Below are 17,294 nucleotides of genomic sequence, written 5' to 3' on the forward strand. Positions count from 1 at the left end.
TACGCATAAACAGTACCCAGTAATTACAGCTTTTCTAAAAAGAGAAATAAAACTTATAATTGCCCACCAAAGAAGTTGTAAAGGAGCATCCTTATGCTGAAACTTGGATTCATTATTGTTTGTTTTTTGTCTTTTAATTTTGCTCAAGCTGCTAATCATCATCCGCAAGAGTTCCTTCAATCAATCAAAGGCGCTCAAGATGAAGGAGCACAAATTGTGCAGCATTTCTGTTCTAGCTGTCATGCAGAGAAACCTTTAATTCCACTTGGTGCACCTAAAATTGGCAATGAAAATGATTGGGCCCCACGAATCAAAACTGGGATTAGGAGTTTGTTTAAACATACGGAGGAGGGATTTAATGCAATGCCAGCACGTGGTGGATGTTTTGAATGCAGCGATGAGCAGTTGGTTTTAGCCTTATTGGCAATGCTTCCTGAGCCTCTCAAAAAAGAAGTTTTAAGCACAGAAAAAGTCAATAAATAAACAAATAGTAAAAATAATTTATAAAAAGATCTAAATTTATGCAAAATCCTTCCGATAATATAAAAAAAAAAGAGGGAGGAAACACCCATGAAGAAGCAACTAGTCATAGGCTCGTTGTCAGTATTGGCAGCATCATGTGCGTCAATGGATAGATCGTTTCCCATTGTAGATGATGCAGGACATACGCATTACACAATGAGTGTCGATTCAGATCATAAGGGCGCACTTAGTTTTCCATCAAAGCGTGAGGCTACGGGTAGAAAAGTATTTATTTTCGATCCTAAACTCACTGCTTGGGCGGCTTATGATGCCCAAGGTAACCGCATTAAAACTGGAAGTGCTTCAGGTGGTAAAGACTTCTGCGAAGACACCGGTCGAGGTTGTCGTACAGTCACTGGTACTTACCATATTTACTCTAAGAAAGGGGAAGATTGTACTTCAAGCCTCTATCCTATTGAGACAGGGGGTGGGGCACGTATGCCATACTGTATGCACTTCAGTGGAGGCTATTCTATCCATGCTGCCTATGATGTACCTAACTACAATGCTAGCCATGGCTGCATTCGAGTTTTACCAAGTGCTGCAAAATGGCTAAACCAAGACTTCTTGGATATGGGTTCTACTGTAATTGTTAAACCCTACTAAGAAAAATAAGAAGACAGAAACCTGGTTGTCGCTTTGCGACACCAGGTTTTTTTCTATAAGTATTTCTTTAATAAGGAATTAATCTGAGCTGGATTAGCCTGCCCTTTAGTTTCTTTCATCACCTGGCCTACAAAAAAACCGAGTAATTTTTCTTTACCTGCGCGGTAATCAGCGGCTTGCTCGGGGTATTGTTTAATGATTGCCTGTACGAGCCCTTCAAGCAAGGCATTATCGCTAGTCTGAAGGTAGCCCTCTTTTAGAATAATTTCCTCGACTGTTCCCTCGCCAGCCCATAATTTGGCAAAAATTTGTTTAGCGATTTGTGTTGAAATTTTTTGTTCTGCAAGCTGATTTAATAAGGGAGCGAATGCTGAAGGTGAAACAGGGGAGTTCTCAAAGCTAAGATTTGCTTCATTGAGTGCTGCAGCAAAATTTCCTTTCAGCCAGTTTACCATCATTTTTTCGTCAGCTTGAGTAAGCTGTTTTAGCTCGCTAAAAAATTGGTAATTGGCTGGTGCTGAAAGAAGAAAGTAGATATCTTCTTCATTCAAACTCTTATTCTTCCTGAGATTTGCTTTGAGTTCTTCAGGTAGGGGAGGCATTGATTGTTTAATTTGTGCTAAATCCTGGGTAAGAATTTGAATAGGCAATAAATCGGGATCAGGGAAATAGCGATAATCATTTTCATTTTCTTTCGAGCGAAGAACCTGAGTTGTGTTGCTATTGGGGCAATAGAGGCGAGTTTCTTGATAAATTTCTTGTCCGTTTTCAAGTAAGTCCTGATGCCTGGCTTGTTCATAACGAATCGCTTTCTCGATGAAGCGAAAAGAGTTGAGATTTTTTATTTCGCTGCGGGTCCCTAATTTCTCTGAGCCCTGGGGCTTTAGTGAAATATTTACGTCACAACGGAAAGAACCTTCTTGCATATTACCATCACAGATCCCTAAAAATCGCACTAAAAGATGTAGCGCTTTAAGATAACTGACTGCCTCTTCTGCTGAAGATAAACAAGGGGCAGTCACAATCTCAAGTAGTGGCGTGCCTGCTCGATTGAGGTCGATGCCTGTGTATTGCGCGTGCGCTTCGTGTAGAGATTTCCCTGCATCTTCTTCTAAATGGGCTCTAACAATTTCCACTCGTTTTTCACAACCCTCAACCTCAATGTTCAAATAGCCATTGGCAACGATAGGGCGCTCAAATTGACTAATTTGATAACCTTTAGGTAAATCGGGATAAAAATAATTTTTGCGTTCAAAATAAGAATGGTTATTGATCGTCGCATTAATGGCTAAGCCAAATTGAATGGCCATATGCACTGCTTGTTGATTGAGGACAGGCAAAACACCTGGAAGGCCCGCATCAATAAAACAGGTTTGTGTATTAGGTGCTGCGCCGAAAGCAGTCGCTGCACCGGAGAACAATTTTGATTTTGTTCGTAATTGGGCGTGAACTTCAAGACCAATAACAGTATCCCATGCCATAAATCACCCTTCGAAGCTTGGTCTGGCTTGGTGCCAGTCAGTACATTGTTGATAGTGGTGAGCACAGTTAAGCAACAGTGCTTCGCTGAAAGGTTTGCCAATGAACTGCATGCCAATAGGCAAGCCTTGACTAAATCCTACTGGAATAGAAAGAGCCGGCATGCCTGCCAAGTTTGCAGCAACGGTAAACACATCTGCTAAATAATTCTGAATTGGATCCTCTATTTTTTCTCCGATTTTGAATGCGCAAGTCGGTGTAGTAGGACCTAAAATAAGATCGACCTGATTTAAGTTCTCTTGTAGTTCATTTTGGATTAATCGCCTAATTTTTAATGCTTGTAAGTAGTAATCATCAAAATAACCGGAAGAAAGCACATGAGTGCCAGTCAGGATGCGACGTTTGACTTCCAGGCCAAATCCTTCGGTACGTGTCTTGATAATTTGTTCCTGTAGGCTCGCTTGGGTGCTGCGATAACCAAAACGTACACCATCATAACGCGATAAATTCGAGGAAGCTTCCGCGCAGGCAATGACATAGTAGCAGGGAACCCAAAGAGGTTGCAGCTTTAAATCAAGTTCAAGGATTTCAGCACCCTGCTGCTGGAAAATTTTTACAGCCGCATGAATAGCTTGTTGGATGTCCTTATCCACTTCATTGTGGAAGAAACAAGAGGGTATGCCAATACGTAAGCCTTTAATTGGGTGGTTTAGAGTCGCTGAATAATTGGGGATAGGTTGATTAACTGAGGTCGAATCCTTGGGATCAAAGCCTGCCATAGCTTCTAAGATTAGGGCCAAATCCTCTGCAGATCGAGCAAAGGGCCCCCCTTGATCGAGGCTCGAAGCAAAGGCAACCATTCCAAAGCGAGATACCAAGCCATAGGTAGGTTTTATTCCTGAAATGCCACAAAACGCTGCGGGTTGTCTTATTGAGCCGCCGGTATCTGTACCTGTCGCAAAAGGGATCAAACCTGCGGCTACTGCGGCAGCAGAACCGCCAGAAGAGCCGCCGGGAACGCGTGCTAGGTCCCAAGGATTTTTGACTGGGCCAAAATAACTATTTTCATTGGCAGAGCCCATGGCAAATTCATCCATATTGGTTTTACCCAATAAGATCACCTTTTGTTCGGCTAGACGAGTAACGGCGGTTGCTTGATAAGGGGAATAATAATTTGCAAGCATTTTTGAGCCGCAAGTGGTAGCTAGCTCTGTTGTGCAAAAAATATCTTTATGGGCTATCGGTATACCCGTTAAAGTTTTTGCTTGCCCTGCTTTGAGCAATTTATCTGCTTCTTTAGCTGTGCTGAAAGCCTGTTCTTCATCGATTACAGAAATAAAAGCATTCAGTGTCTGATGTTGATGAATGCGATTAAGGTAGTGTTGGGTTAATTCTAAACTTGAAAATTGGCGCTGTCGTAGCGAACGGATTAATTCTGCTAAAGAGAGCTTATGCATAGTTATTGTCCTGAATCAGAATCGATCACTTTTGGAACTTGATAAAGTCCGTCCTCGAAAAGTGGAGCAAGATCCGCCAACTGTGTTTCACAATTTTCCTCGGTTACTGCGTCAGGTCTCAAACGCTGCTGCAGATCAGAGGGATGAAACAGGGGTGCTGTATTTCTAGTATCGACTTTACGCAATTGATCTACAAAATCCATGATGGCATGAACTTCTTCTGCTAATTGGCTATGCTCATCGGATTCGCAATCCAAGTAGGCTAATTGTTCTATCTTTTTTAAGTGTTGTTCGGTAAAAGACATAATGAATTCCAAAATAATTGAGGAAAAATTATACCTTGCATTGTAAACCTGGGGAATTATTTTTGGATATTTTAGAAATTAATGTAGGTCGGGCCTTCGCCGACCAGGTTAAAATTCCTTAGCCACCTCTCGATAATCCAGTCCAACCCTGCCCGATGTCCCTCGGCTTGGCAGCACAGGAATAGGCAAAGTTGAGACAGCTAGAATGACTAGGTTATTGAATTTCTGGCCCTGAAATAGTTATTGCCTGGATTTTCGCTTGTAAGGCATATACAAATTCGGTAACGGTAGTAACAGGTTGACCGACTATACAATCGGCATGTCCTTGTTTGATAAATGCTCTCAAGTCACTTCCTAAGCGCCCATTTCTAAGAGTAGGTAAATGAGCGATTAAATCGATGAGAGCCCCTCCATCAAAATATTCCCCTCGCAATACTTTCTTTAAGGCAGCGATTGCTGCGGTTTTTTGTGTATAGCTTTTTTGAAATAAACTGAGGATATTGAGGTGTAGATATTCTTTGGTGTAACCGTTTTCATCTTTTTGTTCTCTGCGCTCATGGTGATAATCATCAATGAGGCTATTTAATTCGTATAATCTATTTTCTATTAAAAATTCTGAGCCGCGTTCATCTACAAACTTGTCGAGTGCTTGAACTATCGCTTGATTATTATTGTTTTCTGCAATTTGCCTAGCAGAGCGGCGAGCCCCCTGTTTTTCACAAACATTAACATTGAGATTAGGTACCTGAAGTAAAGCCTCTACTGTGGCTGTATCATTTTGCATGACTGCGTCGATGAGCGCTACATAGCCATCATTACTGCAAGCATTAACATCAGCTCCAGCTCGAATAAGTGCTTTAATATTTTGTTGGTCACCATTTTGGACAGCACGCATGACAGGGGTATAACCCTGTAAGTCGCGAGCATTTAAATCGGGATGTGGTTCAATGGCGACTTTCTCTTCATCCCCATCCTCTTTGGAGGATGGTTGAGTTTGTGCAGTGAGACCAAATGTAGCTCTAAAAGCTTCAATTCCGCTTGCGTCGGATTCCACCACAGTTGTAACTGCCTGAACTTTATCCCCAATAAAAGCAGCTAAGCTTAATTCGCTAATTTTTAAGACTTCTTGTGCTTGTTTTTTATCGGCTCCCTTAGCAACTAGAAATTGAGCTATTTGAGATTTTTTATACTCGATTGCTACTATGAGAGGGGTTATTAATTTCGTTTTAGCTGATAGGGGAGGCTCAATATAATTGACGTCTGCTCCTTGCTCATCCACTAAAAATTCTACGGCTGGCAAGTTTCCTGCTGATATGGCAAATAGCAAGGCAGCATTATAATCAAAGGCTTCTTCGCTTGCTGCAATTAACTCCTTGGCAAGGTCTAACTTCCCTTGTGAACAAGCTTTTTGAAAGTCGACCTGAGAGGGAACTACCCCGGCTTGGAGTAATAATTTAATCGTATCTAAACTACCGTTAATAACAGCTGCTGTTAATGCTTTTCGAGCAGAAGTAGAATGAGGGTTAAACCCTTCGGCAGCAATAAGTATTTCAACAAGTGCAGACTTATTTTGTTCCGCAAACATAACTAGCGCATTTTTTTTAGTCTGCTTAAATACATGGTCAATAATCTTAGGCTCAGCTTCGATGAGTGCTTCTAAAAGCTCATTATCATTTTCACGAATTGCAATGTTAAGAATGGGTTCTAATTCATCTAATTTAATAGCTACTTTTAACGTTACTAGTCCGGATAATTCTATTTGATGAACTAAATGACGAATTAAATGACGAACTGAATGATTAACTAAATCAGGTTTTTGAATGTTAACTGAATGCTCAGCTAATTGCTTAAGATAATAATGGAAAACGATGGATTCAGCTTGATTTTCAAAACGCCCGTTTGCGCCATGGGTTTTATGCAAACGCTGCAGTCGTGCATTAATTTTATCCTTTAGATCTGCAAGTGACTGAACCATAGAGAATTCCCTGAGTAAATAAAAATACATCTTAGCAAAGGATTCTTAAGGGAAAATTAGTGGTTTCTTAAGGAAAAATTAAGAGCCACGGATTGAAATTAAACCAAGCTTGCTCTGCTTTAGTTTTAAAGTAGAATGGGGAAATGTCTTTTTTTCTTGGTATTATCGATGTTACAGCAGGTTAAAACCGCGGGTGGTGTTCACATAGAATACGAACAACATGATTTAGTGTATGAGAACGCCATCGAGCCGCTCCTTGAACGGCTTGACACTCATCGAGGCGCATTATTTGCATCGAGTTTTGAATATCCCGGCCGATATACTTGCTGGGACATCGGTTTTTATAATCCTCCTTTGGCTTTTATTTGCAAAGCAAAAGAAATTCATATTCAAGCATTAAATCGGCGCGGGGAAGTTTTATTAGCCATTATTTTTCCCTTATTGCAAGAATCTAATCATCTAATCATTAAAGAACATAGTGAACGCTTATGCCAGATTGAGGTGAAACATTCGCAGGAAATTTTTAGTGAAGAAGAGCGTAGTCATCAGCCTTCAGTTTTCTCACTGCTGCGTTCTTTACTTGAGTTTTTTAAATCGGATGAAGATTATTTGGGGTTTTATGGAGCTTTTGGTTATGATTTAATTTTTCAGTTTGAGAATTTAACCCAACACAAAGAGCGATCCTCGGAACAGCGCGAAATGGTTTTATACCTTCCCGATGAAATCTATGTGGTCAATCATCGCAAAGAAATTGCTTTTATAAGACGTTATAATTTTCAATACCAAGGTAAATCGACTCAAGCCCTGCCGCGAGAAGGCGATTTTAATCCCTATAAACCCACGCATAAACCAACCAAATCTTGTGATCATGAACCAGGCGAGTATGCAGGGCTTGTCGAGCTAGCCAAACAGCGTTTTGCTTGTGGGGATCTGTTTGAGGTTGTTCCTAGCCAAATTTTTTATGCACCATGTCCAGAGCAGCCTTCAGCAATTTTTCGCCGAATGAGGGAGGTTAATCCTTCACCCTATGGATTTTTTATTAATCTTGGGGAGGATGAATATCTCGTTGGTGCGTCGCCAGAAATGTATGTTCGTGTGCAGGGTAAGAGGGTGGAAACCTGTCCTATTTCTGGAACGATTAAACGAGGAACAGATGCCATTGAGGATGCGAAGAATATTCAACTTTTATTGGATTCCGAAAAGGAAGCATCGGAGTTAACGATGTGCACAGATGTGGATCGCAACGATAAATCCCGTATTTGTGAGGCCGGATCTGTACAGGTAGTTGGTCGTCGACAAATTGAAATGTATTCTCGCTTGATTCATACCGTCGACCATGTTGAGGGAACTTTGCGCGAAGGTTTTGATGCAGTCGATGCATTTTTAACGCATATGTGGGTTGTTACAGTGACAGGTGCGCCTAAGTTATGGGCAATGAATTTTATCGAAAAACATGAGAAATCACCGCGTAAATGGTATGCCGGTGCGGTGGGTTGGTTTGGTTTCAACGGCAATTTAAATACAGGGCTGGTTTTAAGAACGATACGTATTCACCAGGGTATTGCTGAGATACGCGTCGGCGCAACCTTACTTTTTGATTCCGATCCACAGGCTGAAGAGCAGGAAACGCATTTAAAAGCTTCGGCATTTTTGGATATTTTGCAAAAACCGAATTTGAAACCTGGTTTAGTGAGCTCCGTACCGCAGAAGGGGGCGGGTAAAAGGGTGTTGTTGGTTGATCATCAAGATTCTTTTGTTCATACTTTAGCTAATTATCTGCGACAAACTGGTGCCCAAGTCGTTACTATTCGCAGCGAATATGTGCTGGATTATTTGCAACAACAATCCTTTGACTTAGTTCTGCTTTCACCAGGGCCTGGGCGGCCGGTTGATTTTAAGCTGGCGCAAACAATTGATGCGGTTTTGAAAAAGAAAATTCCTTTATTTGGTGTATGCCTGGGTTTGCAGGGTATTGTGGAATATTTTGGCGGCGTCTTGGATATCTTAACTTATCCAATGCATGGCAAGGCTTCTAAAATCGAGGTTAAGGATGAATCTGGTTTGTTTGCCGGTCTAGGCCAATCGTTTACAGCAGGCCGTTATCATTCGCTCTATGCGCGAACTGCAAAACTACCGCAGGAGTTAAAAGTAACGGCTTTAAGCCAAGATGGAATTGTGATGGCTGTAGAACATAAAACTTTACCCATTTATGCCGTTCAATTTCATCCTGAAACAATTCTTTCGCTACCTAATCAAGCAGGATTGCGAATTATTTCTAATTTAATGGGAATGATTGAATAAATGCGCAATAAATTATTGATAATTTATGGAGTATCGATTCTCCTAGGTCTCATCACAGGGCTTATGGGCTCTTTATTTCAACTTGCCATTTTGCATTTGGATGAATTCATTCAGCAAGTACTTAGTTTTGTGCAAACAAAAGGTGGTTCAGTCCTACTCACGTCTGTGTTAATTTCCATGAGTTTTGTTTTTATTGCTTGGCTCATGGTTCGACATATTTCTCCAGAAGCTTCAGGAAGCGGGGTACAAGAAATAGAAGGGGCTTTATTGCATGAAAGACCTATTTTTTGGCGACGTTTAATTCCAGTTAAGTTTGTTGCGGGGATTTTGGCAATCTCCGGGAAATTAGTGCTTGGTCGCGAAGGTCCAACGATTCAAATAGGTGGTAATCTTGGTGATATGTTTGGAGAGTTGCTTCATTTATCCCAAGACAGACGTGATACGCTAATCATGGCAGGTGCAGCCGCCGGTCTTACAACGGCATTTAATGCCCCCTTAGCTGGAGTGCTTTTCGTACTTGAAGAGCTGCGTAATGAGTTTAATTTCACCTTCACCAATTTTAAAATGGTAGCTATTGCTTGTGTGATGGCGACAATTACCTTGCACTATTTTGTCGGGCCACAAGCAGACATCCCGATGAATGTTTTTGAATTGCCTAGCCTAAGATCGCTATGGCTCTTTTTCCTTTTGGGAATTATGGTCGGTTTTGTTGGTTTGTTATTCAATCATAGTTTGATGCTGAGCTTAAAACTCACCGATAAATTGAATTTCGGATTACGAATACTCTATGTGCTAATGATTGGCGCAGGGGTTGGGGTTCTTGCTTATCTTCAACCTGACTACGTGGGTGGCGGCTATCATATTATTAATCGAGCACTAACACTTACCTCGAGTGTATCAATACTCACCCTTATTTTAGTAATTCGCTTTTTTACGACAATGCTCTGTTACTCAACCAATGTCCCTGGTGGTATTTTTGCCCCGATGCTGGCCTTAGGCGCTTTATTTGGTACGGCCGTGTCACAATTATTACAAGATTTAATGCCCGATATAACACTTCATCCTGGTATGTTTGCCGTTGCAAGCATGGGCGCTTTATTTGCAGCCTCTGTGCGGGCACCGATTACTGGTATTGTTTTAGTTGTTGAGATGACTCAAAACTATTCTTTGATTTTGCCATTAATGGTGTCTTGTCTGACTTCTACTACTGTTATGCAGTTGGCGCGCAACCAGCCGATTTATACGCAGCTATTGCGTAGAGCGATTCGGAAAGAGCGTTTAGAGGTAGGGTCCGACCTACGTTAAATGTAATAGCTAATCTTCTCCCCCTAAGTCACATACAAGGACGGCATAGGGTTTGGCATTAGCTATGAGCTCAGGAATATAAGCCATTGCTAAGGATCCGGCTTCTCAATGGTTGTTGTCATGAATTGCTTTGAAAAGGCTTGCGGCGACTCTGATTTCTGCAAATTATCCAGATAAATAAGTTTAAAATAGCTTTTATTGGCTTGAGAATTAATATCCGGATTCTCAGGAAAATACTTAAGAAGCGGAAGAAAGGCCGACTGACCTATGATATAGCGTTTATCTCTGTTTTTAGGCGTAAGTCCCCAGACATTTTGATAGCTAATTGCTTCTGTTTCTTGGTTATCTAATTGTTTATTGCCGACATACAACATTACATGACCGCCAATATAAATTAAAGTCATTAATGGATGCCCCTGCGATTTAAGTGTTTCTAGACGGTCATCAATATTTTTCTGCGATAAATCGATAGCAGAATTCAATTTCCCTTGGGCTCCTGAATTTCGAGGCAGCCAAATACCGAAAGGCGCAAAAATACTTTTCATTTCTTGTGAGCAATCATTAAAAAAGAAAGTACTGCCCCAACCATAGGGTCGATTTTTTAATTGCTTTAGAATTTTCACCAGGTTTTCTTTAGAAGCGGCTAAAGGCATTAGAGTTGCCGCTTGCGCAGAGATTAAAGCTGTTTTAATGATGGCTTGATTGTACTCATTTTTAACCGGGATAAGAATAGATGTTTTTGACTCATCTTGTTGAGCAAGCGGGAAGACAGCGCCAATATAACCGGTAAAGCGAAAATTATTTTTGCTGTCGACAATAGGTGTTTCTGTTTTAGTGATTGCGACCAGATTTTTTTTGGCAGCTTGTTGCCATTGCTTAATAAATTGGGGAGAAGCATAGGCCAGATCATTGGTTTTTATCCAAGCAAAATAAGCATCTGGAGTCAGAACTAATGACCATGCCTTATCTTTAGAGGTTGTAAAAACATAGAGAGGTGTACCTGCCCAAATTGCTGATTCTTGCAAATTATCAAATGGGAATCCTTGCCCTGGTATACTAATATGATAGAAATCAGGCGCCTGATCCGGTAGGGCACGTGCAAAACTATTGTCCACGGCGATCGCTCTATTTTCTTCCTTGAAATAACTCGCTTGTATCGTATCAAGGGCCATATTGTGTTTTATTTTATTCCACCAAATGGCATTTTGTTCTTTAAAATTTTCTGCATAATGGCGATCATTAGGCGCTTTATTGAGGTTATTAAACTCCTCCAATACCTGTAGTTCAACTGTTTTCATAATAGGCAAAACTGACTTAACCATTTGCTCACTCCAAGGAGAGAGCGCTTGTGCATCGCTTGCATAATAATGATTATAAAATTGCTGTAACTGTGTTTTTTGATATTTTTGGCTTAGTAGTGGGGTAGAGTAATCATTGCTGTTTTCCGGTAAATAGTCGTTAATATTTTGACTGTAGTTATCGAGAGGAAAGTCATAAATAGGTACTTCAATGGCGAAAGAGACAGTGTCAGAGAGCATTAAACTGATTGAGAAGATAATGTTTTTATTTAGCATAGATAATTAGCTCAACAGAAAAATGGGTCAGGAAAATATATATTTTATCATAAATTAATTAACCCGGTAACATTCATGGTCAATGTGTTCCCTTTTTTTTGTTTTTGTTCATTGGTAAATCAGTTCGGTAGCACAACCGACCTAATCCATACGAATCACAATTTTCCCAAAATGCTCACGACTTTGCATACGAGCATGAGCCTGCTCAATATCAGAAAAACTAAATTCGGAATCAATAATGGGCACAATATGTTTGTTGAGTAAAGCGGTAGCCCAATGCATCTGGGTGGATTTCCACAACGCTGCTTTTTCATTAATGGATTGAGCACGTAAAACAAAGCCAATAAGCTGCAGGCGTTTTCTTATCAAAGTGACCAGGTTGAAATCAACTTTGGCGCCTTGCATGCAAGATATCTGTACTAATCTACCCTTTGTTTGCAAAAGCTCTAAATGCTTTTCAAAGTAATCTCCGCCAATAAAATCAACGATCAAATTAATGGAGTTACTCTCGATAAGGGTGTAAAAATCTTCAGATTTGTAGTTAATAACCTTCGTTGCACCCAATTGCAGCGCCTTATCAATTTTTTCTTGAGTACTAGCAGTAGTAAGGACTTTGGCGCCGATGTGTCTGGCCATTTGAATGGCAAAAGATGAAATGCCGCTACCAGCGGCATGGATAAGCATCGTTTGACTTTGATTTAAATGTCCGAGTAGAAAGACTGTAGCATGAGCCGTGACTAAAGCTTCAGGAATAGCTGCAGCATCGCTAAATTCCCAGCCTTTTGGTATGGGCGCTGCCAGTGACTGATTTAGACAGCAATATTCAGCATAGCCTCCGCTGCCTACTAGCCCGTAAACACGATCGCCAACACTAAACTGTTTAACATGACTACCGATTTCCACAACCTCACCAGCAATTTCTAAACCTGGAATATTCGATTCACCTGGAGGAGGAGGGTATTTCCCTTGTCGTTGCATGAGGTCAGCGCGATTTAATCCTGCTGCTTTGACGCGAACAAGCAGCTGATCTTTATGATATTGGGGTGTTTCCTGTTCTTTTATAATGATACGGCTTTCTGGTCCAGGAGCGTCAATTGCTGCATAGCGCATAAAAATCCTCATGACATGTTTAGCTACTATTCATAACTCATTTATTAATCGGGAACAATATATTCGATTCAAAATTCTCTGATTTAAAACAACCAGCATGGCTGCAATTTAAAAAAGCTCGCTAAATAGAAAAACTTCGTTATACTTTTGCACATTGCTAGCAACCTGGTTGTTTGATGGCAAAATACACTAAGCATAAAAAAATAGCGTTATTTTTTATATTTTTCCAACTATTGGTAACTCTTTTGTTTTTCATTTGGCCGTCATGTTCGGCATTAATTCAATCGTTATTTTTCAGTGACTCTTTTGGTTTGCATAATCGCTTTGCTTCACTGACTAATTTTCTCGATTTATTACGCGATCCGGATTACGGAAAAGCTATGCTCATTACCTTAGTTATCGCTTTTTCTATCACTTTAATAACCATGAGCTTAGGTTTATTACTTGCAATTCTTTTGCAAAAGCGAAATAAAAGCCAAAAGATTTATAAATCCCTGCTTCTGTGGCCTTATGCTGTTGCCCCAGCAGTGGCCGCGATTTTATGGCGTTTTTTATGTCAACCAACGATAGGTTGGTTGGCACATGATTTTGAACTACTTGGGATAAATTTTAATTATCTTACTCATGCTAATCAGGCATTGTTAGTTGTTATTCTGACCGCTAGTTGGCAGCAATTCAGTTATAATTTTCTTTTTTTCTTTGCAGCGTTGAAGGCCATTCCCCAGTCTCTCCTTGAAGCAGCTATCATTGATGGCGCATCCCCTTGGCGACGTTTTTGGCAAATTATTTTTCCTCTTTTATCACCCACCACCTTCTTTTTATTAGTGATGAATTTAATTTACGCTTTTTTTGATACCTTCGGTATTATTGACGTCATGACGCATGGCGGGCCTGGTAATAGTACGACGACCTTAATTTATAAAGTATATAAAGATGGTTTTGTGGGAATGGATCCGGGAAGTTCCTCTGCGCAATCGATATTGTTAATGCTGATTGTGATCAGCCTCACGCTAATCCAATTTCGTTACCTTGAAAAAAAGGTGCATTACGAATGAAAATGATAAGACGATTATTAGCTCATAGTGTGTTGATTGGATTTATAACGGTTCTATTTCTACCACTTTACTTAGCACTGGTTGCTGCTAGTCATGAAGGTGCTGCAATGATGCATGCCCCCTTGCCGGTATGGCCGGGCACGGCTTTATTTCATAATATAAAGAGCGTACTCACGGAAGGATTGATGGCTACCGGAGGGCAGCCAGTAGGGCAGATGTTAATCAATAGTTTATTAATGGCAGTGTTAATCGCGGTAGGTAAGATTATCTTGGCTTTATTCTCGGCTTTTGCGCTAGTGTATTTTGAGTTGCCCTTAAAACGAGTTTTCTTTGCGCTTATTTTTTCAACGATGATGTTGCCTGTTGAAGTGCGTATTGTGCCTACCTTCCAAGTCATTGCTTCCTTTTCATGGTTAAATACCTTTGCAGGGCTTAGCTTACCATTGATGGCCTCGGCAACTGCGACTTTTTTATTTAGACAATTTTTTAAAACAATTCCACCAGAGCTTGTTGATGCTGCAAAATTAGATGGGGCCGGACCAGTTCGATTCTTTCTTGATATTCTGCTTCCCTTATCGAAAACACAAATTGCTGCTTTGTTTATAATTCTTTTTGTCTATGGTTGGAATCAGTATTTATGGCCTTTGGTTATTACAACAGAGACTAATATGGCGACCATCGTGATGGGTATTCGTTATTTAGCCGGTGTTGCGGATCAAATTCCTCAGTGGCATTACATCATGACAGTTGCGCTCATTGCTTTATTACCACCCTGTCTAGTCGTAGTGACGATGCAACGTTGGTTTGAAAAGGGGTTAACTCATTAAATGTCAACGGTAAATTTAGTCAAAGTCAGTAAATATCAAGGGCAACAGCTTATTCTTGATCAACTGAGCTTAACAATTGATAAAGGTGAATTTGTTGCTGTTGTAGGGCCTTCCGGTTGCGGTAAATCAACCTTGCTTCGTTTGGTTGCGGGATTAGATACGGTCAGCTCCGGAAATATTTTAATTAATAATCAATGTGTTAATGAAATACCTCCCGCAAAACGGGACATGGCGATGGTATTTCAAAATTATGCACTTTATCCTCATATGACTGTATTTGATAACATGGCCTATGGCTTAAAAATGCGAGGGATGAAAACTGATCTTATTCGTCAAAAAGTGGCTGAAGTTGCCGCTTTATTGCATTTATCGGATTATTTGACGCGTAAACCCTCAGCACTTTCTGGTGGGCAACGCCAACGGGTGGCGATGGGAAGGGCGATTGTTCGCTCACCGGCGGTGTTTTTATTTGATGAGCCGTTATCAAACCTGGATGCAAAATTACGCAATGAAATGCGTCAAGAAATAAAAAAATTGCATCAACAATTAAAAACAACCTCTCTTTATGTTACCCATGATCAGACAGAAGCAATGACCATGGCTTCCAGAGTTCTTGTTTTAAATAAAGGAAGGGTAGAGCAAATTGGTACCCCGCGGAATTTGTATCAACAACCTGCCTCCCTCTTTGTTGCCGGTTTTACCGGTCATTATCCAATTAATTTTTTGGCGGCAAAAGTTAATCTGAGTTCGCAAAAAGTCATTTCTGAGCTTGGTTTTGAGTTAGCTTTGCCTAAACTCAATGAATCAGTAACCTGTGGAGAAGAGGTGATTTTAGGCATAAGGCCTGAGCATCTTAATATCGTAGCCAATAATAAACCAGGGGCAATTTCAGTAAAAGTAGAATATATTGATGATATGGGTGCAGATAAATTAATTCAGACTCTGAGTTTATGTGGTAAGGCGCGTTTTTCTATAAGGACATCAGCCGATACGGAAGTGATCAATAATCAACTTGCTTTAGACTTAGTGATTAAAAAAGCAAATTTATTCCATAAAAAAACAGGTTTGCGTTTAGGAGGATGGCATGACTAACGACAGTAAAGCGTTACGCGAGATTGATAAACCCTTCTATCGTTATTGGCAAGCTTTATATCATTCATTTTTTAATAGTGAGTTATACGTCGATGTAGGGAAACGTTGGAGAGGGCTTGCCCTAGGTTATTTACTGCTTTTAATGTTTGTTGTAACACTGCCGTTTTCTTGGCGGGTCAGCATGGATTTCCGGCAATTTTTTATGCAAGACTTGATTCGGCCTTTGGAGCAATTGCCAAAATTATATATTCAAAATGGTACCGTATCACTCAATGAGCCTATGCCCTATGTGATAAAAAACAAGCTAAATCAGGCGGTCGCCATTGTTGATACGACAGGTACAGTCAAAACTATCGATCAAACTTACCCTTTTTTGAATATCTTAATCACCAAGGACAAACTGTTTTATCGCTTTCCCTCACCGCAATTCTTTTTTAATCTGGACCATGTTCAGAATCCAGTGAGTCCCATTTATGTTTATCCATTTAGTGAGCATAGTAATGCGGTATTTGATGGCAAGGAATGGGTTAAGTCGTCTGGAATACTACATTTAAAAACCTTTTTTGGATTTTTGATTTACCCAACTATTGCTCTCGTATTTTTTGCAATGTTCCTTATTATCCTGCTGGCCTTTGCATTGATGGGGCAATTTATTGCAAAATTATTAAAATTTTCAATCAGTTATAAGCAGTCCTCTCGTTTAACAATGGTGAGTATAACTCCATTTATGATAGTCTTATGGATCCTTTTAACCTGTGGGTGGTTTTCTAATCGCGCCGGCTTTTTTATGCCCCTGCTTTTCATCCTCTATTTTTGTTATGCTGTAATATCACTTAGAAAAGAGAGCCAAAAGCTGGTGGTTATGTGAGGGACTTGATTCATTTTGCTCATGGTAATGGCTTTCCATCTCCATGCTATAAGCAATTATTTAAGGGATTAGAAGAACGTTATGATTGCTGTTATATCGATAGAATTGGCCACGATCATAAGTTTCCAGTGACGGAGAATTGGCATTTTCTAGTTGATGAAATTATCGATAGTATTAAACAACAAGCTAAGCAACCCGTTATCGCTGTCGGACATTCATTCGGTGGGGTTTTAAGTGCTCTGGCAGCGATAGAGCAGCCGTCTTTATTTAAGGCAGTCATTATGCTCGATTCGCCGCTGATTGGACGCTTTAAATCAAGTATGGTGCGTCTGGCTAAAGCTCTGGGGGTGATTGATCGCGTGACGCCAGCTTTTCGCACGCGAGAGCGAAGAGAGCACTGGCAAAATAGGGAGCAGCTGATAAGTTACCTGCGCGAAAAGGAGTTGTTTAAATCATTTACCGATGAATGCTTACAAGATTATATTGATTATGGTTTAGAAAAAACGGGCGAAGGCTACGCGCTCCGCTTTAATCGGCATATTGAGTATTTAATCTATCGTACGATTCCCCATCATTTAGCGGAATACGAAGGTAAATTAAAGACTCCAACTGCATTGATTTATGGTGATAAGAGCAGTGTTGTGGATCGATTAGACCTTCGCTACATGAAAAAAAATTACAACATATTGAGCTACAAAACGGAGGGAACTCATATGTTTCCAATGGAGCATCCCACCGAGGTAGTGAAGCAAATTTTCTACCTCTTGGATGCTATACTAAAAAAATGAGTTAATGGTATTGTTCAATACAAAGGACCG

Annotated in this window: 15 protein-coding genes; 9 read left to right on the top strand and 6 right to left on the bottom strand. The window is 40.4% G+C overall.

The genetic code is table 11. The annotated features are described in order from the left end of the window. The first annotated feature begins 93 nt into the window (after nt 1–93). Nucleotides 94–483, top strand: a complete 390-nt coding sequence (locus Lnau_RS05385) for a c-type cytochrome (protein WP_058504115.1) — start codon at nt 94–96, stop codon at nt 481–483. A gap of 87 nt (nt 484–570) precedes the next feature. Next, nucleotides 571–1,128: a L,D-transpeptidase gene (locus Lnau_RS05390; protein WP_058504116.1), complete on the top strand. Its 558-nt coding sequence runs from the start codon at nt 571–573 to the stop codon at nt 1,126–1,128. A 53-nt stretch (nt 1,129–1,181) separates the two neighbouring features. On the opposite strand, the gene gatB is transcribed toward Lnau_RS05390, so the two are convergent. From gatB to Lnau_RS05410, 4 genes are all read right to left on the bottom strand, one after another. Beyond that, nucleotides 1,182–2,609 (bottom strand): Asp-tRNA(Asn)/Glu-tRNA(Gln) amidotransferase subunit GatB, encoded by a 1,428-nt coding sequence (gatB, locus tag Lnau_RS05395; protein ID WP_058504117.1) that lies wholly within the window; start codon nt 2,607–2,609, stop codon nt 1,182–1,184. Between the two features lie 3 nt (nt 2,610–2,612). After that, the gene (gatA, locus tag Lnau_RS05400; RefSeq protein WP_058504118.1) at nt 2,613–4,064 is read right to left on the bottom strand and encodes an Asp-tRNA(Asn)/Glu-tRNA(Gln) amidotransferase subunit GatA; all 1,452 of its coding nucleotides are present in this window, start codon (nt 4,062–4,064) and stop codon (nt 2,613–2,615) included. Nucleotides 4,065–4,066: 2 nt separating this feature from the next. Then, nucleotides 4,067–4,369, bottom strand: a complete 303-nt coding sequence (gene gatC, locus Lnau_RS05405) for an Asp-tRNA(Asn)/Glu-tRNA(Gln) amidotransferase subunit GatC (RefSeq protein WP_058504119.1) — start codon at nt 4,367–4,369, stop codon at nt 4,067–4,069. A gap of 214 nt (nt 4,370–4,583) precedes the next feature. Further along, on the bottom strand, nt 4,584–6,344 hold the full coding sequence (locus tag Lnau_RS05410; RefSeq protein ID WP_058504120.1) for an ankyrin repeat domain-containing protein: 1,761 nt from the start codon (nt 6,342–6,344) through the stop codon (nt 4,584–4,586). 168 nt (nt 6,345–6,512) lie between these two features. On the opposite strand from Lnau_RS05410, the gene Lnau_RS05415 reads away from it, so the two are divergent. Both Lnau_RS05415 and clcA read left to right on the top strand, forming a co-directional pair. Next, on the top strand, nt 6,513–8,645 hold the full coding sequence (locus tag Lnau_RS05415) for an anthranilate synthase component I (protein ID WP_058504121.1): 2,133 nt from the start codon (nt 6,513–6,515) through the stop codon (nt 8,643–8,645). After that, nucleotides 8,646–9,950: a H(+)/Cl(-) exchange transporter ClcA gene (gene clcA, locus Lnau_RS05420; RefSeq protein ID WP_058504122.1), complete on the top strand. Its 1,305-nt coding sequence runs from the start codon at nt 8,646–8,648 to the stop codon at nt 9,948–9,950. 89 nt (nt 9,951–10,039) lie between these two features. On the opposite strand, the gene Lnau_RS05425 is transcribed toward clcA, so the two are convergent. Together Lnau_RS05425 and Lnau_RS05430 are read right to left on the bottom strand one after the other, a co-directional pair. Then, the gene (locus Lnau_RS05425) at nt 10,040–11,524 is read right to left on the bottom strand and encodes an SH3 domain-containing protein (RefSeq protein WP_058504123.1); all 1,485 of its coding nucleotides are present in this window, start codon (nt 11,522–11,524) and stop codon (nt 10,040–10,042) included. Between the two features lie 141 nt (nt 11,525–11,665). After that, the gene (locus tag Lnau_RS05430; RefSeq protein WP_058504124.1) at nt 11,666–12,634 is read right to left on the bottom strand and encodes an NAD(P)H-quinone oxidoreductase; all 969 of its coding nucleotides are present in this window, start codon (nt 12,632–12,634) and stop codon (nt 11,666–11,668) included. Between the two features lie 176 nt (nt 12,635–12,810). Here Lnau_RS05430 and Lnau_RS05435 point away from each other — a divergent pair, with 176 nt between their 5' ends. From Lnau_RS05435 to Lnau_RS05455, 5 genes are read left to right on the top strand one after another with little or no spacing between them, the layout of a single operon-like run. Continuing rightward, nucleotides 12,811–13,689, top strand: coding sequence for an ABC transporter permease subunit (locus Lnau_RS05435; protein ID WP_058504125.1), 879 nt, complete (start codon nt 12,811–12,813; stop codon nt 13,687–13,689). Between the two features lie 2 nt (nt 13,690–13,691). Then, nucleotides 13,692–14,516, top strand: coding sequence for a sn-glycerol-3-phosphate ABC transporter permease UgpE (gene ugpE / locus Lnau_RS05440; protein ID WP_420795478.1), 825 nt, complete (start codon nt 13,692–13,694; stop codon nt 14,514–14,516). Then, nucleotides 14,517–15,608: an ABC transporter ATP-binding protein gene (locus Lnau_RS05445; protein WP_058504127.1), complete on the top strand. Its 1,092-nt coding sequence runs from the start codon at nt 14,517–14,519 to the stop codon at nt 15,606–15,608. Beyond that, on the top strand, nt 15,601–16,476 hold the full coding sequence (locus Lnau_RS05450; protein ID WP_058504128.1) for a DUF1189 family protein: 876 nt from the start codon (nt 15,601–15,603) through the stop codon (nt 16,474–16,476). The genes Lnau_RS05445 and Lnau_RS05450 overlap by 8 nt, the downstream gene beginning before the upstream one ends. Next, on the top strand, nt 16,473–17,264 hold the full coding sequence (locus Lnau_RS05455) for an alpha/beta fold hydrolase (protein WP_058504129.1): 792 nt from the start codon (nt 16,473–16,475) through the stop codon (nt 17,262–17,264). Before Lnau_RS05450 ends, Lnau_RS05455 begins: the two co-directional genes overlap by 4 nt. The last annotated feature ends 30 nt before the right edge of the window (nt 17,265–17,294 follow it).

The sequence above is a fragment of the Legionella nautarum genome (assembly GCF_001467895.1).
GTDB classification, from domain to species: domain Bacteria; phylum Pseudomonadota; class Gammaproteobacteria; order Legionellales; family Legionellaceae; genus Tatlockia; species Tatlockia nautarum.

Coding starts and splice junctions, on each gene's coding strand:
- Lnau_RS05385 (WP_058504115.1), top strand. CDS start 94: ATGCTGAAACTTGGATTCATTATTGTTTGTTTTTTGTCTTTTAATTTT.
- Lnau_RS05390 (WP_058504116.1), top strand. CDS start 571: ATGAAGAAGCAACTAGTCATAGGCTCGTTGTCAGTATTGGCAGCATCA.
- gatB (WP_058504117.1), bottom strand. CDS start 2,609: ATGGCATGGGATACTGTTATTGGTCTTGAAGTTCACGCCCAATTACGA.
- gatA (WP_058504118.1), bottom strand. CDS start 4,064: ATGCATAAGCTCTCTTTAGCAGAATTAATCCGTTCGCTACGACAGCGC.
- gatC (WP_058504119.1), bottom strand. CDS start 4,369: ATGTCTTTTACCGAACAACACTTAAAAAAGATAGAACAATTAGCCTAC.
- Lnau_RS05410 (WP_058504120.1), bottom strand. CDS start 6,344: ATGGTTCAGTCACTTGCAGATCTAAAGGATAAAATTAATGCACGACTG.
- Lnau_RS05415 (WP_058504121.1), top strand. CDS start 6,513: ATGTTACAGCAGGTTAAAACCGCGGGTGGTGTTCACATAGAATACGAA.
- clcA (WP_058504122.1), top strand. CDS start 8,646: ATGCGCAATAAATTATTGATAATTTATGGAGTATCGATTCTCCTAGGT.
- Lnau_RS05425 (WP_058504123.1), bottom strand. CDS start 11,524: ATGCTAAATAAAAACATTATCTTCTCAATCAGTTTAATGCTCTCTGAC.
- Lnau_RS05430 (WP_058504124.1), bottom strand. CDS start 12,634: ATGCGCTATGCAGCAATTGACGCTCCTGGACCAGAAAGCCGTATCATT.
- Lnau_RS05435 (WP_058504125.1), top strand. CDS start 12,811: ATGGCAAAATACACTAAGCATAAAAAAATAGCGTTATTTTTTATATTT.
- ugpE (WP_420795478.1), top strand. CDS start 13,692: ATGATAAGACGATTATTAGCTCATAGTGTGTTGATTGGATTTATAACG.
- Lnau_RS05445 (WP_058504127.1), top strand. CDS start 14,517: ATGTCAACGGTAAATTTAGTCAAAGTCAGTAAATATCAAGGGCAACAG.
- Lnau_RS05450 (WP_058504128.1), top strand. CDS start 15,601: ATGACTAACGACAGTAAAGCGTTACGCGAGATTGATAAACCCTTCTAT.